General features: G+C 62.7%; 25 protein-coding genes and 3 pseudogenes. 11 read left to right on the forward strand and 17 right to left on the reverse strand.

Features of this window, described 5'->3' with window-relative positions:
- Position 1: 1 nt before the first annotated feature.
- Together NKJ93_RS09170 and cysS are read right to left on the reverse strand one after the other, a co-directional pair.
- Positions 2-372, reverse strand: a pseudogene (locus tag NKJ93_RS09170) (VOC family protein).
- The gene (cysS, locus tag NKJ93_RS09175; protein WP_023719862.1) at positions 369-1,838 is read right to left on the reverse strand and encodes a cysteine--tRNA ligase; all 1,470 of its coding nucleotides are present in this window, start codon (positions 1,836-1,838) and stop codon (positions 369-371) included. The pseudogene NKJ93_RS09170 and the gene cysS overlap by 4 nt, the downstream one beginning before the upstream one ends.
- A 419-nt stretch (positions 1,839-2,257) precedes the next feature.
- Between cysS and NKJ93_RS09180 the strand changes: the two genes are divergently transcribed.
- Positions 2,258-2,407: a hypothetical protein gene (locus NKJ93_RS09180; protein WP_023677745.1), complete on the forward strand. Its 150-nt coding sequence runs from the start codon at positions 2,258-2,260 to the stop codon at positions 2,405-2,407.
- 57 nt (positions 2,408-2,464) lie between these two features.
- On the opposite strand, the gene NKJ93_RS09185 is transcribed toward NKJ93_RS09180, so the two are convergent.
- The gene (locus NKJ93_RS09185) at positions 2,465-3,226 is read right to left on the reverse strand and encodes an SOS response-associated peptidase (protein ID WP_023719863.1); all 762 of its coding nucleotides are present in this window, start codon (positions 3,224-3,226) and stop codon (positions 2,465-2,467) included.
- A 123-nt stretch (positions 3,227-3,349) separates the two neighbouring features.
- Here NKJ93_RS09185 and NKJ93_RS09190 point away from each other — a divergent pair, with 123 nt between their 5' ends.
- From NKJ93_RS09190 to NKJ93_RS09205, 4 genes are all read left to right on the forward strand, one after another.
- The gene (locus NKJ93_RS09190; RefSeq protein WP_352588662.1) at positions 3,350-3,775 is read left to right on the forward strand and encodes an NUDIX hydrolase; all 426 of its coding nucleotides are present in this window, start codon (positions 3,350-3,352) and stop codon (positions 3,773-3,775) included.
- 48 nt (positions 3,776-3,823) lie between these two features.
- Positions 3,824-4,201, forward strand: a complete 378-nt coding sequence (locus tag NKJ93_RS09195) for a TIGR02301 family protein (RefSeq protein ID WP_023719865.1) — start codon at positions 3,824-3,826, stop codon at positions 4,199-4,201.
- A gap of 374 nt (positions 4,202-4,575) precedes the next feature.
- The gene (locus NKJ93_RS09200; RefSeq protein WP_023719866.1) at positions 4,576-4,833 is read left to right on the forward strand and encodes a hypothetical protein; all 258 of its coding nucleotides are present in this window, start codon (positions 4,576-4,578) and stop codon (positions 4,831-4,833) included.
- Between the two features lie 96 nt (positions 4,834-4,929).
- On the forward strand, positions 4,930-5,733 hold the full coding sequence (locus NKJ93_RS09205; RefSeq protein ID WP_023719867.1) for a hypothetical protein: 804 nt from the start codon (positions 4,930-4,932) through the stop codon (positions 5,731-5,733).
- Positions 5,734-5,767: 34 nt separating this feature from the next.
- On the opposite strand, the gene NKJ93_RS09210 is transcribed toward NKJ93_RS09205, so the two are convergent.
- Positions 5,768-7,099 carry a dihydroorotase gene (locus NKJ93_RS09210; RefSeq protein WP_023719868.1) on the reverse strand — a complete coding sequence of 444 codons (1,332 nt, stop codon included), beginning with the start codon at positions 7,097-7,099 and terminating at the stop codon, positions 5,768-5,770.
- An 83-nt stretch (positions 7,100-7,182) separates the two neighbouring features.
- Here NKJ93_RS09210 and ygfZ point away from each other — a divergent pair, with 83 nt between their 5' ends.
- From ygfZ to NKJ93_RS09225, 3 genes are all read left to right on the forward strand, one after another.
- Positions 7,183-8,043: a CAF17-like 4Fe-4S cluster assembly/insertion protein YgfZ gene (ygfZ, locus tag NKJ93_RS09215; RefSeq protein ID WP_352588665.1), complete on the forward strand. Its 861-nt coding sequence runs from the start codon at positions 7,183-7,185 to the stop codon at positions 8,041-8,043.
- Positions 8,043-8,675, forward strand: coding sequence for a YfbR-like 5'-deoxynucleotidase (locus tag NKJ93_RS09220; RefSeq protein WP_352588668.1), 633 nt, complete (start codon positions 8,043-8,045; stop codon positions 8,673-8,675). Before ygfZ ends, NKJ93_RS09220 begins: the two co-directional genes overlap by 1 nt.
- 64 nt (positions 8,676-8,739) lie before the next feature.
- Positions 8,740-10,878 carry a putative bifunctional diguanylate cyclase/phosphodiesterase gene (locus NKJ93_RS09225; RefSeq protein ID WP_352588671.1) on the forward strand — a complete coding sequence of 713 codons (2,139 nt, stop codon included), beginning with the start codon at positions 8,740-8,742 and terminating at the stop codon, positions 10,876-10,878.
- Between the two features lie 90 nt (positions 10,879-10,968).
- Here NKJ93_RS09225 and NKJ93_RS09230 read toward each other — a convergent pair whose 3' ends face one another.
- From NKJ93_RS09230 to NKJ93_RS33575, 10 genes and pseudogenes are all read right to left on the reverse strand, one after another.
- On the reverse strand, positions 10,969-11,241 hold the full coding sequence (locus NKJ93_RS09230; protein WP_023719871.1) for a DUF3303 domain-containing protein: 273 nt from the start codon (positions 11,239-11,241) through the stop codon (positions 10,969-10,971).
- 22 nt (positions 11,242-11,263) lie between these two features.
- Positions 11,264-12,727 (reverse strand): RimK family ATP-grasp domain-containing protein, encoded by a 1,464-nt coding sequence (locus tag NKJ93_RS09235; protein WP_023719872.1) that lies wholly within the window; start codon positions 12,725-12,727, stop codon positions 11,264-11,266.
- Positions 12,724-13,830, reverse strand: coding sequence for a peptidase C39 family protein (locus tag NKJ93_RS09240; RefSeq protein ID WP_023719873.1), 1,107 nt, complete (start codon positions 13,828-13,830; stop codon positions 12,724-12,726). The genes NKJ93_RS09235 and NKJ93_RS09240 overlap by 4 nt, the downstream gene beginning before the upstream one ends.
- Before the next feature lie 208 nt (positions 13,831-14,038).
- On the reverse strand, positions 14,039-14,833 hold the full coding sequence (locus tag NKJ93_RS09245) for an anti-sigma factor family protein (protein WP_352481851.1): 795 nt from the start codon (positions 14,831-14,833) through the stop codon (positions 14,039-14,041).
- Positions 14,830-15,348, reverse strand: a complete 519-nt coding sequence (locus tag NKJ93_RS09250) for a sigma-70 family RNA polymerase sigma factor (RefSeq protein ID WP_023719875.1) — start codon at positions 15,346-15,348, stop codon at positions 14,830-14,832. Before NKJ93_RS09250 ends, NKJ93_RS09245 begins: the two co-directional genes overlap by 4 nt.
- A gap of 153 nt (positions 15,349-15,501) precedes the next feature.
- Positions 15,502-18,225, reverse strand: a complete 2,724-nt coding sequence (locus tag NKJ93_RS09255; RefSeq protein ID WP_352588673.1) for a DUF2339 domain-containing protein — start codon at positions 18,223-18,225, stop codon at positions 15,502-15,504.
- 84 nt (positions 18,226-18,309) lie between these two features.
- Positions 18,310-18,486, reverse strand: coding sequence for a PaaI family thioesterase (locus tag NKJ93_RS09260; protein ID WP_023719877.1), 177 nt, complete (start codon positions 18,484-18,486; stop codon positions 18,310-18,312).
- 52 nt (positions 18,487-18,538) lie between these two features.
- A complete protein-coding gene (recO, locus tag NKJ93_RS09265; RefSeq protein WP_023719878.1) occupies positions 18,539-19,315 on the reverse strand; it encodes a DNA repair protein RecO in 777 nt (258 codons plus the stop codon).
- 116 nt (positions 19,316-19,431) lie between these two features.
- A pseudogene (locus tag NKJ93_RS09270) lies at positions 19,432-20,328 on the reverse strand (porin); the annotation flags it as partial.
- A 162-nt stretch (positions 20,329-20,490) separates the two neighbouring features.
- Positions 20,491-21,006, reverse strand: a pseudogene (locus NKJ93_RS33575) (antitoxin Xre/MbcA/ParS-like domain-containing protein); the annotation flags it as partial.
- Positions 21,007-21,354: 348 nt separating this feature from the next.
- On the opposite strand from NKJ93_RS33575, the gene NKJ93_RS09275 reads away from it, so the two are divergent.
- The 3 genes from NKJ93_RS09275 to NKJ93_RS09285 all read left to right on the forward strand — a co-directional run bounded on the left by NKJ93_RS09275 (position 21,355) and on the right by NKJ93_RS09285 (position 23,201).
- The gene (locus tag NKJ93_RS09275; protein WP_023719880.1) at positions 21,355-22,158 is read left to right on the forward strand and encodes a CPBP family intramembrane glutamic endopeptidase; all 804 of its coding nucleotides are present in this window, start codon (positions 21,355-21,357) and stop codon (positions 22,156-22,158) included.
- Positions 22,159-22,263: 105 nt separating this feature from the next.
- Positions 22,264-22,656: a winged helix-turn-helix domain-containing protein gene (locus tag NKJ93_RS09280; RefSeq protein WP_352588676.1), complete on the forward strand. Its 393-nt coding sequence runs from the start codon at positions 22,264-22,266 to the stop codon at positions 22,654-22,656.
- The gene (locus tag NKJ93_RS09285) at positions 22,614-23,201 is read left to right on the forward strand and encodes a tetratricopeptide repeat protein (RefSeq protein ID WP_352588679.1); all 588 of its coding nucleotides are present in this window, start codon (positions 22,614-22,616) and stop codon (positions 23,199-23,201) included. Before NKJ93_RS09280 ends, NKJ93_RS09285 begins: the two co-directional genes overlap by 43 nt.
- A 45-nt stretch (positions 23,202-23,246) precedes the next feature.
- Here NKJ93_RS09285 and era read toward each other — a convergent pair whose 3' ends face one another.
- The 3 genes from era to lepB are packed head-to-tail and all read right to left on the reverse strand — an operon-like array spanning position 23,247 to position 25,649.
- Entirely contained in the window at positions 23,247-24,173 is a 927-nt protein-coding gene (gene era / locus NKJ93_RS09290) for a GTPase Era (protein ID WP_352588681.1), read from the reverse strand.
- The gene (gene rnc, locus NKJ93_RS09295) at positions 24,170-24,895 is read right to left on the reverse strand and encodes a ribonuclease III (RefSeq protein WP_031194250.1); all 726 of its coding nucleotides are present in this window, start codon (positions 24,893-24,895) and stop codon (positions 24,170-24,172) included. Before rnc ends, era begins: the two co-directional genes overlap by 4 nt.
- Positions 24,896-24,899: 4 nt before the next feature.
- Positions 24,900-25,649: a signal peptidase I gene (lepB, locus tag NKJ93_RS09300; protein WP_023719884.1), complete on the reverse strand. Its 750-nt coding sequence runs from the start codon at positions 25,647-25,649 to the stop codon at positions 24,900-24,902.
- Positions 25,650-25,680 lie beyond the last annotated feature (31 nt).

Raw genomic sequence — 25,680 nt, forward strand, 5'->3', positions numbered from 1 at the left:
TTTACTCCGGAGCATGGCAGACCGCCTCGACATTGTTGCCGTCGGGATCGAAGACGAAGGCGCCATAATAGTTCGGATGATAGTGCGGGCGCAGGCCCGGCCCGCCATTGTCCTTGCCGCCGCGTGAAAGGCATCGACCTCGGCACGGCTGCGCGCCGTGAAAGCGACGTGTTGATGATCCTTCGGCTTGTCCTTGCCGGCATGCAGCCAAAACACTGGCCGGTCGCGGCCGTAGCCGCCGACCTTGGCGCCGCCGGTATATTCCTGCGGCACCATGTAGAGCAGCGAGGCACCAAGCGGCGCCATCGCCCTGTCGTAAAAAGCTTTCGACACGTCGAAATCCAAAACGGTGATGCCGAGATGATCGATCATCTTTTTACCTCCCAGGTGGTGATGCGTTCGCCGGTGACAGGGTCCTTGCCGTCCTTCAACTGGATGCCTTGCGCCAGCAACTCGTCGCGGATGCGGTCGGCCTCGGCCCAGTTCTTGGCGGCGATCAGCGCGAGGCGTTTGGCGATCGCTTTGGCAATGGCGTCTTCATCCACCTTGGCTGTTGCGACGTCGAAGCCGAGGAACAGCAGCGATGCCTTCAGCAAAGTGGCAGCATCGTTGTCTTCGGCGGCTGCGTTGCTGCTACCAGCGTCGAAATCAACAGCATCGCCAGCCAACTGGGTCAGCAACTGGAATGCGGGATAGGTGGCGAGGTCATCCGACAGCACTTCGATCACATCCGCCGGCACCGATTTTGCCGTTGGCGGCGCCAGATCGGCCGCTCGCTTCCATTTGCGCAGCGTATTCTCCGCCTCTTCCAGCTTGCGTACGGAAAAGTCGATCGGCTCGCGATAATGCGTCATCAGCATCGCCAGCCTGAGCACCTCGCCCGGCCATTTGCGGCCGCCAAAAGTCTCCGTCTCCAGCAGTTCGGTGATCGAATAGAAATTGCCCAGGCTCTTGGACATCTTCTGGCCCTCGACCTGCAGGAAACCGTTGTGCATCCACACCTTGGCCATCGTTTCGGTGCCGTGGGCGCAACGTGACTGGGCGATCTCGTTCTCGTGGTGTGGAAAGATCAGGTCGAGACCACCGCCATGGATGTCGAACACCTCGCCGAGATAGGCGGCCGACATCGCCGAGCACTCGATGTGCCAGCCCGGCCGACCCCTGCCCCACGGACTCTCCCAGCCCGGTTCCTCGGGCGAAGACAATTTCCACAGCACGAAATCCTGCGGGTTCTTCTTGTGCGCATCGACGGCGACGCGGGCGCCTGCCTGCTGCTCGTCGAGATTGCGCTTCGACAACTGTCCGTAGTCCGGCATGGAAGCGGTGTCGAACAGGACTTCTCCAGCCGCGACATAGGCATGGCCGCGTTCGATCAAGCGTTGAATCAAGAGGATCATGTCGACCTTGCCGTCGGGCCTAGGCTCGACGAACTCGGTGGCGCGCGGCTCGACCGTCGGTTCCAGGCAACCGAGCGCCGCCACGTCCTTGTGGAACTGATCGGCGGTCTTTTCGGTGACCCGCCTGATCGCTTCGTTCAGCGACAGCTTGCCCAAGGCAATCTCGCCGCCGAAATCGCGCAGCGCGCGAGCGTTGATCTTGTCGTCGACGTCGGTGATGTTGCGGACGTAAGTGACATGCGCTTGCCCGTAGAGATGGCGCAGCAAACGGAACAGCACGTCGAAGACGATCACCGGCCGCGCATTGCCGATATGGGCGAAGTCGTAGACCGTCGGGCCGCAGACATACATGCGCACGTTGCGCGGATCGATCGGGAAGAAATCCTCCTTGCTCCGCGTTAGCGTGTTGTAGAGGCGCAGGCTCTTCGATGCGTCAGACATACGTGCGTTCCGGTGCGTTACTTTGTTTGAGCATGATCTTTTGGGATCGTGCTCTGGATGGAGTCGGTCACGCCGAGGCGCAAAATCGAGCTCCAGCCTGCTGGCCGGGGCGTTTGTCCAATCTGGGAGGAGATGAGGCGAAAACGTCCAGGACCAGCGCGAGGCTAGTCGATAATGCAAATGCCGCAAATGGCGAACGACGTTTTCATGGCCGGCTTTATCGCCTTGCCCGGTGTTGCCGTCAAGTCGCTACCTTCGCCAAAAATATCGTTGGCTCACAGGAAATGAGCCACTGAAACATTTTATTAAACAGATCGGCACTGTCATGAAACATTCGCCGGCTAGATCAGCAAGCGTCACGATTTGGTCGGATTCGGCCAGCAAACGCAGACACGAAGACGTTACCAGGGAAGAGAATAATGCCTAAGCAAGAATCCAACCGCGCCAAGCAACCGGCGCTCGCCAGCCATTACCGGGCGATCGGCCCGGCAGCAATCGTCGCAGCTCTTCTGCACACCGCGAAGAAGAAGAAGCCGGCACAGAAGATCGTGTCGCCACGCGCTGCCTGAGAATGCCGTCGGGTGAAGATTGAGGCGCTCACGGTGTCCTGGAAATAGTAGCTTTCGCTAAAATAATGTCATTTGACTGTCGTTCGCGCCGGACTTCTGGCGCTTGACCTTCTCGGGCTCAGGCTCGACGACGCCCTTCTCCTGAATCTCCGGCCCGGTATTGGCGACCTTGTTGACGAGGTCGGAAACCGGGATCGCTTCGAAGAAATCGGGCCGGGTGGGTCTCAGCAGATCGGCCACATCACGCGGCTCGAGCGTGCGGCAATCCAGCCAGCGCGCGAAATCCTCGGGATGGATCACCACCGGCATGCGGTCGTGGATATGGGCAATATCGGCATTGGCGTGGGCGGTCAGAATGGCGCTGGTGTCCATTTCCGAGCCACCCGGCTCGGCATACGTCTCAATCAGCCCGGCGAAGGCGACAAGCCCTCCATGCTTTGGCCGCACCCAATAGGGCTGCCCTCTTCTGCCAGCGGTTTGGTGCCATTCGTAGAATCCCGAAGCCGGTACCAGGGCGCGGCGATGGCGCATGGCAGCGCGAAACGACGGCTTTTCCGAAGCCCCCTCAGAACGCGCGTTGAACAGCAGCGGGAAGTTACGCGTATCCTTGACCCAGGCCGGGATCAGGCCCCAGCGCACCAGCATCGAGCGGCGGTCGGGCAGGTTCGAGCCCGGCGCCTGCGGCAATCCGGCGAGCGCCATCAGCACCGGCTGCGTCGGCGCGATATTGTAGCGGGGCGGAAACTCCTCCAACTCCGCCAGACCGAGAAGGGCGGCGGTCTGGTCCGGAGTGGCGGTCAAGGCAAAGCGTCCGCACATGAATTCAGCTCTCGAATGGGTGACATGTGAAAGTGACCATGGAACCTGCCTTTCGCAACCGCTAAAGCTGTTCGCCGACGGCCGGTCCACAACGGGCTATGCCAATCGAGCGATCGGGAACCCATGGAAGCACGTAAGATCATTCCGGCAGTCTCGGTCTGCGTCGTGCGCGAGAACACGGTGCTGCTGGTCAAGCGGGCCAGACCGCCCTCGCAGGGCCTTTATGCCTTTCCCGGTGGCAAGGTCGAAGCCGGCGAGACGCTGGAACAGGCAGCAAGGCGCGAATTGCTGGAAGAGACCGGATTGCAGGCGCGCAACTACCGGCCGCTGCGGGAAATCCACATCGACGGCAGCGGCAATGGGCATCCGGTCGACTACCGGCTGACGGTGTTTGGGGCCAACTATGCCGGCGGCGAGGCGGTGGCCAGTGACGACGCCGAAACCGCCGCCTTCTATACACTGGCCGAAATGACAGCGATGCAGCTTGCCGATGCAGTGTTTGATATCGCCGACGACCTGCTGGCCACCAGCAAGGGCGGCGCGAACTGAGCTTGAGAATCGCCTTGCAGGCAACAAATTGTTTCAGCACAAGGGCTCATGAACCGCACATCACCGTTTCTCGCCGCCTGCCTCGCCGTCAGTGTGGTTGTCGGCTTGCGTCCTGCCATTGCCGCCGAGGCGCCGTTCGAGCCCGGGCTGTTGCGGCTGGCGGAAGTGCTCGGCTCGTTGCATTTCCTGCGCAATCTATGCGGCGAGAAGGGCGACCGGTGGCGGGCCGAGATGGAAAAACTGATCGCATCAGAAAATCCGAACCCTGAGCGGCGCGCCCGCTTCATCGCCAGCTTCAACCGCGGCTACCGATCCTTCGGCGGCAGTTATACGCAATGCACCGCCTCGGCGACGGAAGCCATCAGCCGCTACATGAAGGAAGGCGAGACGCTGTCTCGCGACATCGCCTCGCGCTACGGGAACTGACGGCGGCAGCTGCCGTTCCGGCAAAGCGGAATCAAGCGTCGGCGCTGTTGGCGGCGGACGCGTTCGACACTTCTCCGCTTGCCTCGGGTGAGGTCTTGGTGCAAACCTGATGTTGCACTTTTGCAACTATGTTAACGAAACGTTAGCGCGCAGATGTGAAATTAACTCAAACTGAAGGTTTCCGTCCCCTTGGCCGGCCTAATCGGGTAAGTTTGAAACGGATCGGACGCAGGTTTGCTTAATGCGACGGGTTTTGTAGAAAACGACCAAAAAAATGTCGCATTTACAAGTACTTACTTCGCCTGCGTGTAAAAGGGACAGCTCAAGCTTGATCCCTATCCAACGGATCACCGCTTGAAAGGGTGGACATCGCAATGGAACATGGCGTCAACGACATCGACGCGCTGGTCAGGGAAGAAAAGCGCCTGACCGCCGTGGAAAGCCACAGCGAAGCCTGGGCGGAAGGATTGTCGGCGGGGATCGAGCCGGAAATCATCGCCGAGGCAGCCCTCGAAACGGCATTCGGCGAGATGCTGCGAACCAATGGCGAGACCTCGGCGCTTGCCCTGCTCGATCGCATGCGCGAAAAGGTGGTTGCCGGGGCCTTCGAGCCCGAAAGGCTGCGGCACTGACCCCGGTTCTTTGACGACGGCGCGTCGCCGGACATCATGTCCGGGCACATCATGTCCGGGCACATGAGTGGGCCTGGAACCAGGGAGTAGCAGGCGGTGAATTTTTCGATATCAGGCAAGCCGCGCGGCCTGGTCCTCAGCATTTGGCTTATCGCCTCCTGCGCCACGATTCCCCTTGCACTGTTTCTTGCGAGCAGTCCCGCTCACGCCCTCAGCGAGATCAAGCGCGAAGACCTGCCTTCGCCGGTCACGCCGCCGCCCGACGGCGACATGTCGCCGCCCGGAAGTACCGTGCCGATGCCCGGCCCGCTCGGCACGACGCCACCTGCAGCCAGCCAGCCGACTCCGTCCGACGAGCCAAGGCAAACCGAACCGAAAGGGCCAGCGGACGACGGCGGCATGGCCAATCCGCATGTCGATCCGGACGCGCCTGTGCCCGAAGTCGTTTACGACCTTGCCAAGTTGCCGGAACCGGTCAGGCGCATGCACGATCTGATCGTCGAGGCGTGCAAAAGCGGCGACATCGAAAGACTGCGGCCGCTGATCGGCACGGGCGACATGATGACCCAATTGTCGCTGGGCGACATGGAGGGCGACCCGATCGCCTTCCTGAAAGGGCTTTCGGGCGACACGGAAGGCCAGGAAATCCTCGCCATCCTGGAAGAGGTGCTCAATGCCGGCTATGTCCATGTCGATGCAGGCACGCCGCAGGATCTCTACGTCTGGCCGTATTTTTTCGCCCTGCCGTTGGACAAGCTCGATGCCAGGCAGCGGGTCGAGTTATTCAAGATCGTCACTGCCAGCGACTATGACAACATGAAGCAGTTCGGCGCCTACATCTTCTACCGCGTCGGCATCACGCCGACCGGGCAATGGACGTTCTTCGTCGCTGGGGATTGAGTGGTCAGGCCTGGCCCTTATTGAGGCAGGGAGCTTAGCCCGCCAACGCCTCGGAAAACTCCACCGCCCTGCCTTGGCCTGGCGTGGCAATCTCGCCTTCCCACATCACGCGCCGGCCCCGAACGATAGTGCCGACCGGCCAGCCGGTCACCTGCCTGCCGTCATAAGGCGTCCAACCGGCCTTGGAGCCTTGCTGGGCGTTGGCGATGATCTCGCGGCGCTTCAGGTCGACGATGGTCAGATCGGCATCGTAGCCGGCGGCAATACGGCCTTTCCTGGCGATGCCGAAAATGCGCTGTGGGCCATGGCTGGTCAGGTCGACAAAGCGCTGCAACGTCAGCCGGCCGGCGTTGACATGATCCAGCATGATCGGCACCAAAGTCTGCACGCCGGTCATGCCTGACGGCGACGCCGGATAAGGTTTTGCCTTCTCGGCCAGCGTGTGCGGCGCATGGTCGGAGCCGAGGACATCGACAACGCCTTGCGCAATGCCCTGCCAGACCCCCTCGCGATGGCGCGCGGCGCGCACCGGCGGGTTCATCTGGATCAGCGTGCCTAACTGCGCATAGTCATCTGCGCTCAGCGTCAGATGATGCGGCGTCGCCTCGCAAGTCGCGACATCCTTGTGCTGTTCGAGGAAGCCTATCTCTTCGGCGGTCGAGATGTGCAGCACATGGATCCGGGCACGGACCTGGCGCGCGATGCGCACCAGGCGCTCGGTGCAGCGCAATGCGGCGATCTCGTCGCGCCACACCGGATGTGAGGACGGATCGCCCTCGATGCGCTCGCCGAGCCGCTCGCGCAGCCGGAACTCGTCCTCGGAGTGAAAGGCGGCGCGGCGGCGTGTGTTCCTCAGGATCGAGGCAACGCCTTCGTCGTCCTCGACCAGCAGGTCGCCGGTGGACGAGCCCATGAACACTTTTATGCCGGCCGCACCCGGCAGCCGCTCGAGATCGCCAGCGTCTTTTGCATTGTCGCGGGTCCCGCCGACCCAGAAGGCAAAGTCGCAATGCATGCGGCCGGTGGCACGCCGCACCTTGTCGGCAAGGGTCGTCTCGCTGGTGGTCAGCGGATTGGTGTTCGGCATCTCGAAGACGGCGGTGACGCCGCCAAGCACCGCTGCCCGCGAGCCCGTCTCCAAATCTTCCTTGTGCTCCAGTCCCGGCTCGCGGAAATGCACCTGGCTATCGACGACGCCCGGCAGGATATGCAGTCCGCGGCAGTCGATTGTCTCGCCGGCCGACGCCTGGCGGAGATCGCCGATGGCAGCGACGCGCCCACCATTGATGCCGACGTCGCGAAAACCCTCGCCGTCGTGGTTGACCACGGTGCCACCTGTCAGGATGAGATCGTAGATGGGGGCCATGCGGATCAGGTCTCTTGCGGGGGAAGTGCCAGCGGCTTACGTAATGGCCGACAGTTTTGCAAGATCAGGCTCGTTTTCCCACCATGCCCTTTGCCTCGCTCAGAGATCGCGCACTCGTTTCCGTGTCCGGGCCGGATGCCGCGCACTTTTTGCAGAACATCCTGACTACCGACCTCGACGTGCTCGGGAGCAGCGAAGCAAAGCCCGGCGCCCTGCTGACGCCGCAAGGCAAGATCCTTTTCGACTTCTTGATCTCGCGCGCCGGCGAAAATGCTTTCCGCCTCGAATGCCGTGCCGAGACCGCTGACGATTTCATGCGCCGGCTGACGCTCTACAAGTTGCGCGCCAAAGTCCAAATTGCCAAGCTAGATCACCCGGTTGTGACCGTCCTATGGGAAAGCGCTTCAACTGCCTCGCAATTTGAATCGGCACCGTTTGCTGATGCGCGGTTCGTCGATGCTATCGTCAAGCGCTTCTATGATGGCACCGCAGAAGGAGGCGACCTTGCCGCATGGCAAGCCTTTCGCATCGCCCATGGCATTGCCGAAAGCGGCAGCGACTATCAGCTCGGCGATGCGTTTCCGCATGACGTGCTGCTCGACGAGATCGGCGGCGTCGGCTTCAAGAAGGGCTGCTATGTCGGCCAGGAGGTCGTCTCGCGCATGCAGCATCGCGGCACTGCCCGGCGCCGGGTGTTGATTGTCTCGGCCGGACGCTCCCTGCCCGCCTCGGGCGCAGAGTTGACCGTGGAGGGGCGGCCTGTCGGCACGCTTGGCTCGACCGCCGGCACGACAGGCCTCGCCATTGCCCGCATTGACCGGGTCAAGGCAGCGTTCGACGCCGGCCTGCCGATCCTGGCTGACGACGTCGCCGTGTCGCTCACCATCCCGCCCTGGGCGAAATTCAGCTTTCCGCTGGAAGCCGTCGGCGCGGAGGAGGCCTGATGGCGGCCGATCGCGCCGGGGCGCCGCCGCGCGCCTGGCAGCGCATGCTGTCCGGGCGACGGCTCGATCTTCTCGACCCCTCGCCGCTCGACATCGAGATCTCAGATATCGCTCACGGCCTTGCCCGCGTCGCGCGCTGGAACGGCCAGACCAGAGGCGAGCACGCCTTTTCGGTCGCCCAGCATTCGCTGCTGGTCGAAACGCTTGTCGGCGAGCTGGTGCCGGATGCCGACGCCGATGCGCGGTTGGCGGCGCTGCTGCACGACGCGCCGGAATATGTCATCGGCGACATGATCTCGCCGTTCAAGTCCGTGATGGGCGGCAGCTACAGGGACTGCGAGATCAGGCTGCAGCGCGCCATCCATCTGCGCTTTTCGCTGCCAGCGGAACTCGACGCGGGACTGCGCAAGGAGATCAAGCGAGCGGATCAGATCGCCGCTTATTTCGAAGCGACGCTGCTTGCGGGTTTTTCAACGGCAGAGGCGACGGAGTTCTTCGGCCGGCCGCGCGGCTTCAATGCCGAGCGCTTCGATGTCACGCCGCGCTCGGTGACCTGGGCGCAGAATGCCTTTCTCAAACGGTTTGCGGCGATCGAGAAGTCGCGACGCCAGACTGCCGTTCCAGCCGGCTGAAAACCGTAAATTAACCGGCAAGGACAAGAGTGCCGTGGTTAACCACGGTCCATAGGCGCGCTACATGCCCGTTGCCGGTATCAAGGCAGGTTCGTCCGTCCGCCGACGACGGGTCAAAGGCGTTGGTCTGCCGCAACGGATTGAAGACGAACTGCGCGAACAGAACGAGCGTTTTTCGGCAGCGGTCGAGAACATGTCGCATGGCCTGTGCATGTTCGATGCCGATGAACGGATGATCATCTGCAATAGGAACTACATCAGTATCTTTCGCCTCGACGCCGAAGTGGTACGGCCCGGCATCCGGTTTTTCGACATCCTCCAGCACAGCGTGGACATCGGCATCGCCTCGCAAAGCGCTGAGCAACTCTATGCCATTCGCAAGCCCTATATCGACCAGGCAAAACCTTCCACCTATGAGGAAACGCTTGCAGACGGGCGTATCGTCAACATTTCGCACCGGCCGCTGGCGTCGGGCGGTTGGGTATCGATCTACGAGGATATCACCGAGCAACGGCGCGCCGAGCAGGAGTTGAAGGAGCAGCACCGCCGTTTCGACGCGGCACTTGCCAACATGTCGCAAGGACTTTTGATGTACGACGCGGACGGCAAGCTGATCGTGCGCAACGAACGTTTTCTGGAACTTTACCATGTCAGGCCGGCCGACCTCCCGCTTGGCATGAGCCACCGTGATGCCTTTAAGCGGCTGCTGGAACTGGGCATTTACACAAAGCTCGACCCCGACAGCGAAATTTCGCAAATCGAAGCCTGCCTGCGGGCGGGCAAAACACACGTAACGCATCGCCATCTTGCCGATGGCAGAACGCTGCTGGTTGCACGCCGGCCGATGAGCGGCGGCGGCTGGGTCGCGACATTCGACGACGTGACCGAGCGCAGGCGCGTGGAAGAGCGCATGACCCACCTTGCGCATCACGACACACTGACCAACCTGCCCAATCGCTCGATGCTTCGCGAACGGCTCGACCAAGCCCTTAGCGAGACGAAAGACGGATCGCTGGCGATATTCTCGCTCGACCTCGATCACTTCAAGGCGGTCAACGATACTTGGGGCCACCCTTCCGGCGACTGGCTGCTGAAATGCGTGGCCGAACGGCTGCAACGGTGCCTGCGCAATGAAACGGACGTTGTCGCTCGCTTCGGCGGCGACGAGTTCGTCATAATCCAGTTCAATCTCAAAAGCCCGGGCGATGCGGAAAAACTGGCCAAACGCATCGTCGAGATCATCGGAAAGCCGTTTCGCGACAAGCGACACGACATGCGCGTCGGCATCAGTGTTGGCATCGCGCTGTTTCCGAATGACGGCAAGGACACCGACACTTTGCTGAAAAACGCCGATATGGCGCTCTATCGGGCAAAGAGCGAAGGGCGCAACCTCTACCGTTTCTTCGAACCAGCCATGGATGCGATGGTGCGCGCGCGCCGGGCGCTCGAAATCGATCTCAGGGCGGCGCTGTCACGCCGGGAATTCGAGCTGGATTTCCAGCCGATCATGAACATCGCCTCCGGCGAAATCGTCGGTGCCGAAGCCTTGATGCGCTGGCGTTCGCCAGTGCGCGGCCTGGTGCGTCCGGACGACTTCATTCCGGCCGCCGAGGAGACCGGGCTGATCGTGCCGCTTGGAGAATGGGCGCTGCGGAAAGCCTGCACGACCGCGGCAGGCTGGGCGCCTTTGCGCATCGCAGTCAATGTCTCCGCCGTGCAGATCAAAAGCGGCACCTTTGCCCGCAGCGTCATCTCGGCGCTGGCGTTCTCGGGCGTGCCGGCCAACCGGCTTGAACTGGAAATCACCGAAACGGTGCTGATGGACGAGAGCGATCTGGTGCTCAAGACACTGAGGCAGCTGCGCGATCTGGGTGTCCGCATAGCGCTGGACGATTTCGGCACCGGCTATTCCTCGCTCGGCTACCTCAGGCGCTTTCCCGTCGACAAGATCAAGATCGATCGCTCTTTCACCCGTGACATCGACAGTCGCGATACCGCGGCGATCGTGCGCACCATCATCGGGCTTGGCGCACAGCTGGGCATCACCGTCACCGCCGAGGGTGTCGAGACCGAAGCGCAGCTTGAATTCCTGCAAAAGGAGGGCTGCGTCGAGGCCCAGGGCTATTTGATCGGCGTGCCATCGAAAGCGTCGGACATCAACCGGCTGCTGACGTCGAACGCGACGATCAGGCAATCCGGCTAAGTGCGACAGCCGGGCGAGCCAGTCATCGGCTCAGCCTGGACATCTGCCATCATACAATGTCTGGATATACCTCGTCGAAGCGCGCGCAGGTCAGAGATGTCCGCTCAACGCCTCCACCATATCCTTGTTCGTCGCCACGGGAACGATCTCGAATTCGACCAGATCCGCCCATTCGATGACCCACCGCTGCAGGAGTGTGACGTCATCGGCCTCCACCAGCAGGAAGCAGCGGCTCATATCCGCTGCGATCCAGCTGTGGTGCACGAGCAGCGCGTCCGGCTTCAGGCGGCCCTGGTCGCGGAAACGGCGGTAGATCTCCTTACGGTCGCAGCCGCGAAAATCCTCGGTTACGAAGAACAGCATCTTTTTCCCCTCAATTCGGATGTCATCGGCCCGGCCGGTCCAATCGCTCCAGGAACCACTGCGTCAGCCGCACCCAGACCTCGTCTTTTTCGCCGGAGTCTTCCCAGCCGTGGTCGAGGTTGGGGTTATCGTTGACCTCGATGACGAAGACGCCGTCCCTGGTCTCCTTGAGGTCGACCCCGTAGAGGCCGTCGCCGATGCAGCGCGCCGCGCTCACCGCCGTCTCGACGACATGGGCCGGCGCTTCCTTCAGGGTGAAGGTCTTGATGCCGCCCTGGTCGGGCTTGCCGTTGGCCTTATGATTGACGATCTGCCAATGCTTCTTGGCCATCAGATAATGGACGGCAAACAAGGGTTGGCCGCCGAGGACACCGACGCGCCAATCATATTCCGTCGGAATGAATTTTTGCGCGATCAGGAGGTCGGAATCCTCCAGCCATTCGGTTGCGAGCGTCTTTAACTCTTCGAAGGTGCCGCATTTCTTGACGCCGCGCGAAAACGAGGAGTCCGGGATCTTCAGCACCAGGGGGAAGCCCAGCGTCTGCGCCGCAACTTCCAGATCCGAGATGCCGGCTATCATCACCGTCGGCGGCACCGGTACCTTGTTGTAGGTCATCAGCTCGTTGAGATAGACCTTATTGGTGCAGCGGATCATCGACAGCGGATCGTCGATGACCGGCATACCTTCCTGCTGGGCGCGGCGGGCAAAGCGGTAGGTGTGGTTGGAGATCGAGGTGGTCTCGCGGATGAACAGCGCGTCGTAGTTGGCGAGCTTGGCCAGATCCCGCTTGGTGATCGGCTCGATTTCGACGCCCATCTTTTCAGCGATCTTGGCCCAGTGGCGCAGCGACGAAATCTCCGACGGCGGCAGTTCCTCATGCGGATCGACCAGCGTGGCGAAAGTGTAGCGCGCCGGCGTGCGGCCCTTGGTGTCACGCCACTCGCGGTTGGTGTAGGTCTCCAGGCACTGGAGAAAGTGCGTTTCCTCGTCCTCGGTCATCCTGGCCAGGGGATGGAAGCCAATCTTGCGGATCGAGGCCCATTCGGCGCTGTCCCTGATGTGGACCTCAAGCGCCGGGGCACGGAACCAGTCGAACAGCAGTTTGGCGAAGCGGTCCCAGATCCTGGACGGTCCGATGCCGAAGAAGATGCAGACCTTCTGCGGGAAAGCGCCGCCCAGGTCCTTGCGGCACTTGTTGAGTGCGAGTTCGAGTTCCGGCAACGCGTGCTCATAGAGCTTGCGCTCCGACAGGTCGATCATCGTTTCGACCGTCGGGATGACCTTATGGCCGCGCGAACCGGCGAGCAGCGAGGCGTAATAGCCGCGGCTCTGGTAGCCGTAATTGTTCGACAGGTTGATGACCTTCGGCCGCTGCCCGCGAAACAGTGCCGGATGGGCAAGGTAGTCGCGATTGGTGATGATCTTGTGCGGCGTCGCCACTTGGTCGAGATCGTTCTGCCGGCCGGTAAGGATGACCCAGGTCATTGGCTGTCGCGCTTTCCGAGAGTGATGGCGGCGCGCAATCCGTCGCGGCCGAATTGCGCCATGTTCATGAAGATGCCGTAAGGCACGGGAATGTTGGCAGCATCGAGGATCGTCTCCTGCCGCTCGTCCTCGACCCAAGGGTCGTGGATCAGGATGTGATCGCCGTCGTCACCGATGGCCAATACCCAGTGCGGAACCTTTTTGCCGAACATCAGGAAGCCGCTGATCAGGACCAGTACCAGTTTTCCCTCTGCGATCGCGGTGCGAATGTCGTCAAGCCCGAATGAACGGTAATTCACCGGGATGCCGTAAAGTTCCGCGCGGCGGCGAAAGTCGACCTGCGCCAGCTCCATCACCCGGCGCTTGTCTTCGCTGCGCACCGATTGCAGGAAAAGCGCGCCATAGAAGGACACATAGATCTCAGCAGCAAGCCCGCTCTCATAGCCGGCGACGGCCAGCCCGAACGGCTCGCAGCCGCCGGGGCCGGACATCATGAAAACAGTCGTCGCCTCACGCCACAGCCGGATTTCCATCACCGGGTCCGGCACGAAGCCGGGGCCGAAGTAAGCCATCGCCATCATCAGGCAGCATGGTCCGCAAGTGAATTCGCAAGTCTGCTGATAAAACGGCACTTCGGTGGCGACCGGAATGTCGCCACGCAAGGTCTTTTCATAGCGCAGCGCCGTGGCGCCATCCTCGTAATAGTCCGGTTCGCGGCCGATCTTGCGGTAGCCGCTCCGCTCGTAGATCTGGATCGCGCGCGGGTTGTCCTCGCGGACTTCCAAACGAAGCATCATGCGGCCGTGCTCGAAAGCAGCGGTCTCGGCCTCTTCCAGCAGAAGGCGGCCAACGCCACGGCCGCCGAAAAATGGACCGACGGCGATCGAATAGAGCCGCGCGACGCCGCTGCCCTTGCGAAACAGCACGACTGCATAGCCGGCGACGCGGCCATCGCTTTCGCCAACCAGCAGTTCGGCGGTGTCGCGTTCGATCAGTTGGCGAAAGGAACGGCGAGAAATGCGGTCGCTCGAGAAAACAGCTTTTTCGATGGCGGCGAGGTCATCGACGTCGGACGCGCGGGCCTTGCGAATCTCGGCAGGCATGCGGGCTCAGAAAACCTCGATTGGGTTGTGGAAACGACCCTAGTCTAAACATCGGTCACACCAGCCGAAGTGCCAGCATTAAGCAAGCGCTATCGCACCTCGATTAGGGCCGAATTGTGACAGTTTTGACAGCAGGCAGGTCGCGCAAAGGCTTTGAGCGACCTCCGTGTTTCGGCATCGGCGCGGCTCCGGAAAAATGAGATCCTGCTCAGCTTTGCAAGGCCGCCAGAAGCTGGCCATAGGCGCTCTTGGCCACCGCGGCCAGCCGCTCGCGCGGCAGCGAGCCGACGACGGCGCAGCCATAACCCTTGTCCAGCCAGTAGACAGCCGCAGGACCATCTTCTTCCGACCCATAGGTGCCCTTGGCCTTGGCAGCCGATTCGGCGGTGACGAAGAGCGAAATGCGCGCGCCCTTGTCGTCCTCGTAAAGCAGCATCGCGGCCTTGCCCTGGCCGGCAGGCAGCAGCCGGCCACCGACCAGTTGGAATCCCTGCGCTGCCAGATCCGGCGCGACGAGCTTCAAACCCACCTGGTTCGACAACCAGCTCTGCAAATGATCCTTGTCGCTTGCCGGCACTTCCACCGCATGCCGCTTTTCGGCGGCATAGATGACGTGGGCGGCGATCGCTTCTTCGGCAAGCTGGTCCTCGGCCGTATTTTCCAGGCCGAGGCCGCCGATGCCGGCAAGATAGCCGCCAGCACCGCCAATCACCAGCATGGCGGCAGCGGCGACCGCAAGCCACCAACGCGAGCGCGACGGCGCCGCTCTGACCACCGACGCCTCGCCAAGCACCACCTTGTTCAGCCGCACCGGTACGGGTTCGTCCAGCACGCCGTTAAAGGCTGCGCGCAATGCTGCCCGGTCGGCGGCGTAGCGTGCACTCTTGGCCTTCATCTCGGCATTGGCCTCGAGCCATGCCTCATAGGCCGTCCGCTCGTCGCCCGGCAACTCGCCATCGAGAGCCATGTGGATGTCGCGTTCGGAGAAATCGCGCCGGCTCATTTCTCGACGATCCTTATCGAGCGGCGGCGCGCGGTATCATCCAGCAGCGCGCGCAGTTCCTCACGCCCGCGCGCGATGCGGGACATCAAGGTGCCGGCGGGAACCCCAAGGATGTTGGCGGCTTCGGCATAGGAAAACCCTTCGATGGCGACCATCACAAGTGCCGCGCGCCGGTCAGGGCTGATCGCCTGCAGCGCGTCGACGATCTCGCGCGAGGCGATGCTCTCGACCTGCTCGGCGGGTGCTGCCTGCGCCTCGCTTGCCTCGAGCGGCAGCATCGCCGCCTCGCCGCGCCGGTTCACCTTGCGCATCTGGTCGATGAACAAATGATGCATGATCGTAAACAGCCACCTCCTGGGGCTTTCTCCTGTCTGCCAATTGTCGAGCCGCACAAGCGCCCGCTCGAGACAATCCTGGACGAGATCGTCGGCGGAATCGCGGTCGCGCAACAGCGAGCGTGCATAGCGGCGCAAACGCGGTATTTCACCAAGGATTGCTGCCTTCTTTTCGTCCATGACCGCTGGTTCTGGAGCCCCTGTCCGTGGTGATTGAACGCGCCTTTGCGGCGCGGCGCAAGCGGCCAGCGCGAAGCGGTCCGCCGCCCCGGTCACCCAAGCAACTGAATAACGCTGCCGATGCCAGCTTTATTCCCGGCCAAATTGAAATCGTCAGCTATTGCTCGTCTCGAGCTTTTCTTTCGCCGCCCTTGTCAGCAGCCGCTGATAAAACAAGCCGATGCCGATGAGCACCGCGCCGAGGCCGATGAAGGACAGCGCCCGCAACACGCCTTCCAGCTCCGACATATCGAAGACGAAGACCTTGAGCACGGCGACCGCGATCAGCGCCGCAGACGCTATGCGCAGCACCTGCGACTTCAGCCAGACACCGGCGGTGAGCAGCACCACGCCGATGGCCAACCAGAGCGCCGAATAGGTATAGGTCTCGAGCTGACCGAGGCCGCTCCACAGGCCGATGAACTCGCCCTTGAACAGCCTCCTGACCGACAGCGTGGCATAGACGAAGGCGAGCACCGCCGCCACAACCGCAAGCATGGCCGCATACCATTTCGGCCGCTTGTCGCGGGTATAGAGCGCCAGTGCGCCTGTCGCGACTGCCGGCAACAGATAGGCCAGGAACAGAAGGTTGAACACCGGAATGCCGCCGGTCGATTCATCCGTCAGCAGCGGGTTCAGCACCACAAAATGCCGGATGACGATGAAGGCGACCGAGAGCACCCCGGCAGCCATCGAGCCGTAACGCAGCACAGAGCTTGGCGAGCGCATGTCGATGGCGACCAGGATTGCACCGGCGCCGATGGCAATCAGCGTATAAATCGCCTGTTCGGCAAGTGTCATCGAGCCGCTGTCGATGACGCCACCATGCATGGCATGACGCACCAGCATGGCAACGGCGAGCAGAGCAAACAGCGCGGCGCCGGCCTCCATGGCGAGGCGCGGCCGGCCATTGGTTGTGCGGGCGAGTTGCCAGGCGGCAAAGCCGAAGGCGAGCGCCGGCACGCCATATCCGAGCAGCAGCCAGTTGAACACGGGTGTTTTCGACAGGAACTCGGCACCGACGATGGTCGGGTCGAAGGCGGCACGGCCGAGCACTGCGATCACCGCACCGACCGAAATCCAGCCAAGCACCGGATAGCTGCGCCAGCGCGTCGCCAGCGCCGGCACAACGGCGGCTGCTCCGAGCAGGATGGTTGTCCAGCCGGAACCAAAGGCCATATGCAACATCAGCAGGCCGGCAATCGCCGCGCCGGCGAGCGCGAAGGAGATGGCAGCGCCGCCGGTCAGCGGCGGCGCTTCGCCGCGCGCTATCCATTCGCCGCCGGCGACGAAGATCCCGACCAAAACGGCCGCTGCGGCCGCATAAGCAAGGTCACGGTCGAGATTGCCGAAGGTGAACCAGAGCGCCAGCAGGATGACCAGTGGCGCGACAGCGCTCCATGCCGCCCATGTGGCGGCGCGCAGCCAGCCAGGAGCCGCAAAACGGCGCGCTGCCCAAAAGCCGGCGCCGATGAAGACCAGGCCCAGCGCGATGCCGATCCTGAGCATCAAGGCATCAGACGCCGCAACCGGCACGCCATCGACACCGAGAGCGCCGCCCGAAAAATCGGCGGCGACCGTGGTCGGCGGAATGATGCCGAGATAGACCAGCACCGTCGCCAGCCCGGCGGCGTGCAGCAGTGCAAGCGCTCGCGGACGGTAGAGCGCTACCGCCACCAGGGCTACGATAAGGGCCGCGCCCTGCAGGGCATCGCCGGCGGCGGCAAAGACCGGATCGACGAACAGGGCCAGCGCTGAAAGAGCGTCGAAGAACCCCGGCGCGATCGACGGCCAGTCGAAGCCGGTGCCGGCGACCGCTTCGCTGCGACGGCCAAGCCACACGAAGGCGAGCACGGCCAGTGTCACCACGTCGATAAAGAGGATGACGGAAAGGTTCGTCCCCGGCGCTTCGGTCATGTAGAAGATGGTCCAGATGCCGGTGGCGACGAAGGCTGCGGCCATCAAGAGCCTCCAGTCGCGGATGCGGGCAATGACGCCGGTGGCGGCGAGCACGATCGCCAGATAGCCAAACAGCGACCACGGATTGGGCGCCTGCGAGGCGACGAGTAGCGGCGTCACCATGGCGCCGAGCAGGCCTACGCCGGCCAGCGCCTGACCGTGGACCAGGCTTGCCGCGATCGTCGCCACCCCGATGGCGCCGAGCAGCGTGAAAGCGAGCGCCGGGCCGATGAAACCGTAAATGCTGTACGCGGCGTAGACGGTGCCGAAGAGGATGAAAGCGCCGGCCGCCGTCAGGATCGCCGGGATATAGGCACCGGCGGCACCTTGCACCGGCACCCTGAAGCCGGTGCGCCGGATGAACTCGCCGCCGGCGACCAGCACCAGCCCAAGTGCCGCCGCCATGGCAAGCCGCACGCGTGGCCCGAAAATGCCGGCCTCAATGGTGTAGCGGATCAGGAACAGGCCGCCCAGCGCCAACGCGATGCCACCAACCCATACCGCCCAGCGGGTACCGAGCGCCGTTTCGACGTCGGATTGGCGGGCGGCTTTCGCCGCTGCCGCCGGTTGCGCCGGCTCGGGTGCGGACGGCGCCGCGGTATCGGCTTCTGCCTCTGTGGCTGATGCGACCGCTGCGGTCTCGGCCCCTGGCGATGCGGCCATGTCGGCTGCCGCCGCCGGCGGGATTGCGCCATCCGCCGGTTTGCTGTCGTTTGCAGCCGGTTCCTTGGCTTGCGGCGGCAGGACAGGCGCGCCCGAAAGCACGAGGCTGCGCAACGCGCCAAGCTCGCGCTCGATCAGGCCGATACGGCGCTGCTGGCGTGAAATGATGACGAACAGCGCGATGATGGCGACGAGGCCAATCAGGCTTTCAAACATGGCGGTTCCCCCAAACCAGGCCAGTCGTCACTGACATTCAATGTTCAGTGACATTCAAATGCGGCGGCCAGACGGCCGGTCCATTCAACGTGCCGCCAGATTGGCCGCCGGAAAGATCGAGCACGTTTCGGTGCCGAAAGCCAGCAGCTTGCCATTGGCATCCTTCAGCGCCGCTTCCGAAACCGCCAGCGTGCGGCCCTTGTGCACCACTTTGCCCTCGCACACCACCTCGCCGGTCCCTGGTGTGATCGGCCGCGTCAAATAATGTCGAGGCCAAGCGGCGAAACCCGGCCGGGGTAGAGTTCCACTTCGCTCACCTGATGGCTTCGCCGACGGCGGTTTCCCCGGCGATTGCCTTGCCGCCCGCATAATGCTTGCGCAAGGCGGCGAGGAAGCCGGCGCGGGCGCCGGGTGGTTCGATACCGCGCGGCTCGTAGACATGGCGGGTCAAAAAGAAGCCGGTCAACCGGAAGGCGTCGTCGATCGCCGCCGGATCGGCGCGCAGGCCCGAACCGCGCTGCAGGAAGGCAGGCAGCGCCAGCATCTTGTCGCGCCACGGCGCGCCCGCCGCCCGCGACACGGCGCGGCCGGATTTCGGCGAGACGTAGGCAAGATCCTGCCTGGTGCCGGTCGCCGCACACTGGCTGAGATCGAGGCCGAAACCGAGTTCGTCGAGAACCAGCAGCTCGAAGCGGGCCACCAGCTCGCCGGCGGCATCGGCATCGTCGAGATGGGCGATCATGACCGCGAGCGTCTCATAGAGACCGCGATGGGCATCGCGCTCGGGCAGAAGACGCAAATGCGCGGCCATCGTCTGCAAGCCGTAAACGGCAACGGCGCTGTCCATCAGCCGGGCGGCGTTCATTTCGATGGCCTCGGCCTGGAAGGTGCCGAGATGTTCGTCGAGCCGCGCCCGCCACAACAGGTCGACGCGGTTGCCGGGCTGCAAGACCGGCTGCTGCTTGCGCGAACGGCCGCCGCGCACGAGACCGAGATGGCGGCCATGCGCACGTGTCATCACCTCGAGAATGGCGCTGGTTTCGCCATGCTTGCGGGTGCCGAGAATGATTCCCTCGTCGCGCCATTCCATGACCAGAGCTTGTCACCGGTTCGATGGCGAAATCAAGATGAGCGACTTATCCGCCGCCAAACCAAAACGGCCCGTAGCGTATCGCTACGGGCCGTTTTTGCGAGATCGTCGTTTGATCAGAACGAGCGCTGGAAGCGGAAGATGCCGCCGATTGCGTCGGCATCGTCGGCATCGAAATTGTCGTAATAATCGACTTCGGCGGTGATCGTGTAACCAGGAACGATGGTGTAGGCGACGTTGGCCGCAACGGCGAAGTCTTTGTCGTCGGTATAGGAGACCTGGGCGTTCAAAGAGGTCTTCTTGTTGACGGCATAGCTGCCGCCGCCCCAGACGGCAAAGTTGCCAGTCCACGGCTTGTAGAAGTTCTTTGCGACGTTGTCGTCGCTGCCGTAGCCCGCCATCACGAACAGGGTCAGGTCAGTAATCGGCTTGACGTCGAGGCGAGCTTTGCCGGCCCATTCTTCCGACGTGCTGTTATAGGCGCCGACGGCGGTGATCGCACCCCAGTCACCCTTGTATTTCACGCCGCCGACGACAAACGGAACGTAGCTGTCGATCGACTGGTCAGCGCCGGAGCCTGTTTCGACCGAGGCGACTGCCGTAAAGCCGTTACCGCCGTCGAAATAGTAACTGATCAGGTTGGTGTCCTTGGTGCCGTACGGGATGATGGTGTCCTGGACGACGTTGCCGGCGTAGCCGATGAACGAATCATAGACAGTTTCATCCTTGCCGACGCGGAAACCTCCAAGCTGGATCCAGGCGAAGTTCAGGGTAACCGCCTTGTTGTCCTGCACGCTGAAATCAACACCGCTCACGGTGTGTTTGGTATTGCCGAAGTTGAAACGGGTCTCGGTGTAGGTCTTCAACGTGCCGAGCTCGGTTTCCTGGCCGGTCCACGTCTTCAAATTGAAGCGGGCATTCTTGTTCCAGGTCTGCTGTTCGTCACCGTCCATAAGGTCGTGGGTCGTCGCGCCGTCGAAAACGCGGCCACCGTCGCCGAAGCTGGCGTCATAGTGTGCGGCAAGAACGACTTCCGCCACCAGATCCTGTTTGAGCATTTCAATGGGAATACGTCCGGCAAGGCCGGGCGCGGGGCCGACCAGCCACGACCAGGCACGCCGCGGATCGGGCATCGCGGATAACACTTCGTTGATACCCGGAGCCGGCCTGCCGTCGACGAACTGCGCCAGAGGAAATACATGTTTGCGGCCACCGGTGCGCAACGCAACGACCGTGCCGCTCCGCTGCCAGCGATGCAGGGTCGAGCGCGATATGCCGAGATTTTCCTGCAGGAAGGTCGACCCGGCGACCCGACCGGCCCAGTCCTCGACCCGCATCGCGTCGAGGTCGCCCGTTCCGGCCAGGGGTTGGATGTCTGCCCCTTGGCCTTCGTGCGCCGTCGACAGAGGCGTCCGGGTACGGCGTTCCGTCGCTTCGGCCGCCAATATCCGCACGAACCGCGACGCCATGCCGGGCAATCTTTCCTGCATGGTGTCGATCGCCCTGATGTCGGTCGGCGCAAGCAGGGCGACGGCGGCGGCAACGGCCCCGGCGACCCTGCCCGCTGCGACGACCGCATCGCTGTTCGTCACCTTGCCTTGCCGCGCCAGCACGCGCTCGATCTCAACAGCGACGGCGTTTGCAAACTCGATCTGACGGATGGGGTCGATGCGATTCCAAGTCCCGGTCATGTCCTAATCTGGCTGTTTGCCCGCCTGTTCCGGTTTGCTCGGAAGCGGGTCTTTCGCACAGCCTATAGGCAGGGTGTATGACGGAGAGACGACAAACGGGAACCACGCACGGTCGCAGTGTCGGCAGGTGCTCCAGCCGATCTAACTGACCGATTTTGCATGAAATATCGGAAATTTCTCAGAACCCGCTCAGGATTTCGGGTCGCGCCGGTGCCAATAAGAAACGGGTCGACCGACGTGGTCCACGCATAGCCTCCCGGAATGATTCGGCCGGCTGTAAAAAATGCAAGTCGACCGATTGGGCAGCCCGGCGACCTCTCATTGTCATCTGCCCGTGAGAGGACTGACATGACTTCGTTCCTGCACCTGGTGCGGCAGCATCAGTTGGCTGCCTTCTTTTCGTTGGCGCTTGCCCTGAGCTGGTTTGCCTTCATCCCGTTCTACCTGTCGAATGGCGATAGCATTCCCTGGTTTACCTTCGGCCCGATGGTCTCCGGATTCGTTGTCGCAGCCCTTTCCGGAGGCTGGGCTTCGGTCAAGGCCATTCTCGCTTCCGTGGTGAAGTGGCGGGTATCTCCGCTGTGGTATCTGGTGGCATTCGGCCTGCCATTCGGCACGCAGCTTGCCTCGATCCTGGTCAATCCGCTGTTCGGCTCGGCGACGCCGGTCTGGAGCAACATTCCTGCTGTCACTGAGATACTGCCGATCATCGCGCTGTATGCGGTCTTCAGCGGCCCGCTTGGCGAAGAGCCGGGATGGCGCGGCTTTGCGACACCGCGGCTGATGGCCAGCCATTCAGCGCTGGCCGGAAGCCTGATCCTCGGCGCGATCTGGGCAATCTGGCATTTTCCGCTCGGCCTGGTCGGCGATCTCAGCGTCTACGGCACGATCAACGTCGTGCTGGCGGCAGTGGTGTTCACCTGGCTCTATCAGAACACCGGCAGTGTGCTTCTCGCCATTCTCATGCATGTCACCCATCAGAACAGCGTGCGCTTCCTGGGCAAGGTGTTCATCGACGCCGACCATGTGCAGCAGCAATGGATCGGTGTTGCGATCTGGGCGGTGGCTGCCGTCGCCATCGTTGTCTTCTACGGTACCGAAAGCTTCGTCCGCAGGTCGGCAACGCAGCCCACCCTCGCTGGCACCGTCTAATTTGCGGCGCCCAAATCAAAAGCCGCTTTCGGCGGCGACAGACCTTGACCCAGCCCTCCAGCCGTAGGCCAATAAAGGCACGGCTTCAGGGAGCGGGCCGTCTCGATGGCGGGTTCGGCCACTGACCAGGTTTTTCAGTTTGGCGGTTTCACGCTCGATCTGGGCAAAGGTACGCTCGGCCGGGCCGAACAGCCGGCCTTCCTGCGGCCGAAAGCCTACGCATTGCTGACGCATCTCGCCCGCCATATCGGCCGTGTGGTGCCGAAGTCGGAACTGATGGATGCGGTCTGGCCGGGTGTTTTCGTCACCGAGGATTCGCTGACGCAGTCGATTCGCGAGATCCGCAAGGTGCTCGGCGAGGAAACTATACGGACCGTATCGAAGCGCGGCTACATGCTGCGATCGTCAGAGACCCGGCCTATGGCCTCGCTTACACCTATCTGGCGCTGTCGCATGTGCTTAACAGCGAATTCGGACCCACCAGCGACGCCGTTCTGACGAAGGCCCGCGACCTGGCCGACCGGGGCATCGCATTGTCGCCGGACCAGGCAACGGCACACCGCATCCAGTCGCTGGTACGGCTCAATATGCGTGAGCACGAGGCGGCCGAGCATCATTTGCGCATCGCGCTCGAGCTCAATCCGGGCGACGCGGACTGTATCGAGCAGATGGGGCATCTGTTGACGATGCGCTGCCGGCCGCTCGACGCGCTCGCCTGGCCGGCACGCGCCATCCGCATCAACCCGCTGCACCCTCATTGGTATCAGTACGATCGCGCGCTCGCGCTATACATGCTGGGCGAATACCGCACGGCTGCCGAGGCGCTGGAGCTGGCGACGCGACCGAGGCCATGGATCCGCACCCGGCTTGCCGCCTGTTACGCTCAGCTGGGCGAGATGCAGGCGGCAAGGCGCCAGACTGCGCTGATCAGCGCTGACGGCTCCAATTTCTCGCCGCTCGACCATGCAAGAACGGGCATCCCCTTCGAAAACGCCTCCGATGCCGAACATCTTGCCGACGGCGTGTCGCTGGCACTTGGGTAATCCTGAGGCGGCCAACAGGCCGCTCGGCGGATCGCCCAAACAGGCTCAGTGCGGAAATTCGAGCCCCATTTCACGGTAGCGCTCGGGATCGTCGCCCCAGTTCTCGCGCACCTTGACGAACAGGAAGAGGTGCACCTTCTGCTCGAGTATGCCTGATATTTCCATGCGCGCGGCCTGGCCGATGGCGCGGATCGTCTCGCCCTTATGACCGAGCACGATCTTCTTCTGGCTGTCGCGCTCGACATAGATGGTCTGGTCGATGCGCACCGAGCCGTCCTTCTTCTCTTCCCATTTTTCGGTCTCGATGTGGGAGGAATAGGGCAGTTCCTGATGCAGCCTGAGATAGAGCTTTTCGCGGGTGATCTCGGCCGCGAGTTGGCGCATCGGCAGGTCGGAGATCTGGTCTTCCGGGTAGTACCAAGGTCCGGCCGGCAAGGTCTCGGCGAGATAGTCGAGCAGGTCCTTGCAGCCGGACCCGGTCAGCGCCGAAACCATGAAGGTGCGCTTGAACGGCACCCTTTCGTTGGCTGCCGCCGACAATGCCAGCAACGTCTCGTGCTTGACCCGATCGACCTTGTTGAGGATCAACACCATCGGCTGCCGGACATCCTTCAGCCGCTGGAGGATGGCGTCGGCATCGCCCCGGATGCCGCGCTCGGCATCGATCAAGAGCAGCACGATATCGGCGTCCTTGGCACCGCCCCAGGCTGTGGTCACCATCGCAGTGTCCAGCCGGCGCTTCGGCTTGAATATGCCCGGCGTGTCGACGAAGACGATTTGCGCGTTGTTGTGGGTGGCAATGCCGCGCACGATGGCGCGCGTGGTCTGCACCTTGTGCGTCACGATCGATACCTTGGCGCCGACCAATTGGTTGACCAGCGTCGATTTCCCCGCATTGGGCGCGCCGATCAGCGCGACGAAGCCGGAGCGGGTAGCGGGAGCTTCTGTTGCCGGAGCTTCGGTGGCGGTCATGCGGCACTCCCTTGATTGAGCCAGACGCCTTCCCGCTGCAGAAGTGCCGCGGCTGCAGCTTGCTCCGCCTCGCGCTTGGAGCGCCCGCTGCCGGTCGCTGGCGGATAGGCGCCGACCTTGACGCTGACGGTGAACAGCGGATCGTGGTCCGGTCCCTCGCGGCTGTCGATTATGTAAACCGGCACCGCGCCTGCCGCCTGATGCGCCCATTCCTGAAGTTCGGTCTTCGCATCGCGGCGGGCGGCGTCGATGGCTTGTGAGCGCGGTTGCCAGTACCTGTGGATGAAGGCACGGGCCGCTTCCAACCCGCCGTCGAGATAGAGCACGGCGATGAGCGATTCCAGTGCGTCGGCGCGCAGATTGACGCGCTTGCGCCCATCGAGGCCGCGTACGTCCGAACCGGCGCGAATGAGTTCCGGCAGGCCGATCTCCTCGGCGATTTCCGCCAGGGCCTCGGCGTTAACCAGGGCGTTCAATCTGAGCGACAGCTCACCCTCGGCGGCGTCGGGAAATGCCGCCAGCAGCATATCGGCAACGACAAGGCCGAGAACGCGGTCGCCCAGGAATTCGAAACGTTCGTAGTCGATACCGGCATGGCTGCCGCGAGCGCTGGCATGGGTCAGCGCCCGCTGCAGGCGTTGGTGGTCGCCAAAACTGTGGCCGGTGCGCTCCTTGAGCGCCTCGGCGAGCGCATCTGCGGTCAGCCGTTTTGTCGCCGCCATGGTCCTAATTGACGAAATGGAACAGGCGCGAGGCTCGCATCTGCGACGGCCATTTCCAGATTTCGAGCGGGCTGGCGCTTCCGCCGATCGAGAAGAAGATGAGGTTGGCGCGGCCGACCAAATTCTCTTCCGGCACGAAGCCGACGGTGAAGCGGCTGTCGGACGAGTTGTCGCGATTGTCGCCCATCATGAAATAGTGACCGGGCGGCACCTTGAACTCTTTGGTGTTGTCGCCGATCGAAGCCTGTGTCAGGTCGAGCGTGTCGTAGGTGACGCCGTTCGGCAGCGTCTCGCGATAGACATCGACCGGCCCGTTCTCCTCGGTGATGTCGTGGTTGTCGATCTGCCCGACCTTGACGCGCGGCACAGCGACGTCATTGATGAAGAGCTGGCCATCCTTGACCTGGATCTTGTCGCCCGGCAGGCCGACGACGCGCTTGATATAGTCGACGGAAGGGTCCGGCGGAAACTTGAACACCACCACGTCGCCGCGCTTCGGCTCGGAGCCCCAGATGCGGCCCGAAAAGATGTTCGGCCCGAACGGCAGCGAGTAGCGGGAGAAGCCGTAAGACCATTTGGTGACGAAGAGATAGTCGCCTTCGAGCAAAGTCGGCCGCATCGAACCGGACGGGATCGAGAACGGCTGGAACAGGAGCGTGCGGATGACCAGCGCAAGCAGCAGGGCCTGGACGATGACGCTGACGGTTTCGCCAAGTCCGCCGGATTTCTTCTGGGTTTTTTCAGCCACGCTCATGTCGTCCTCGATTGTGCGTTGGATGGTATAG

The organism is Mesorhizobium sp. M0028, assembly GCF_040323855.1.
Classification (GTDB): domain Bacteria; phylum Pseudomonadota; class Alphaproteobacteria; order Rhizobiales; family Rhizobiaceae; genus Mesorhizobium.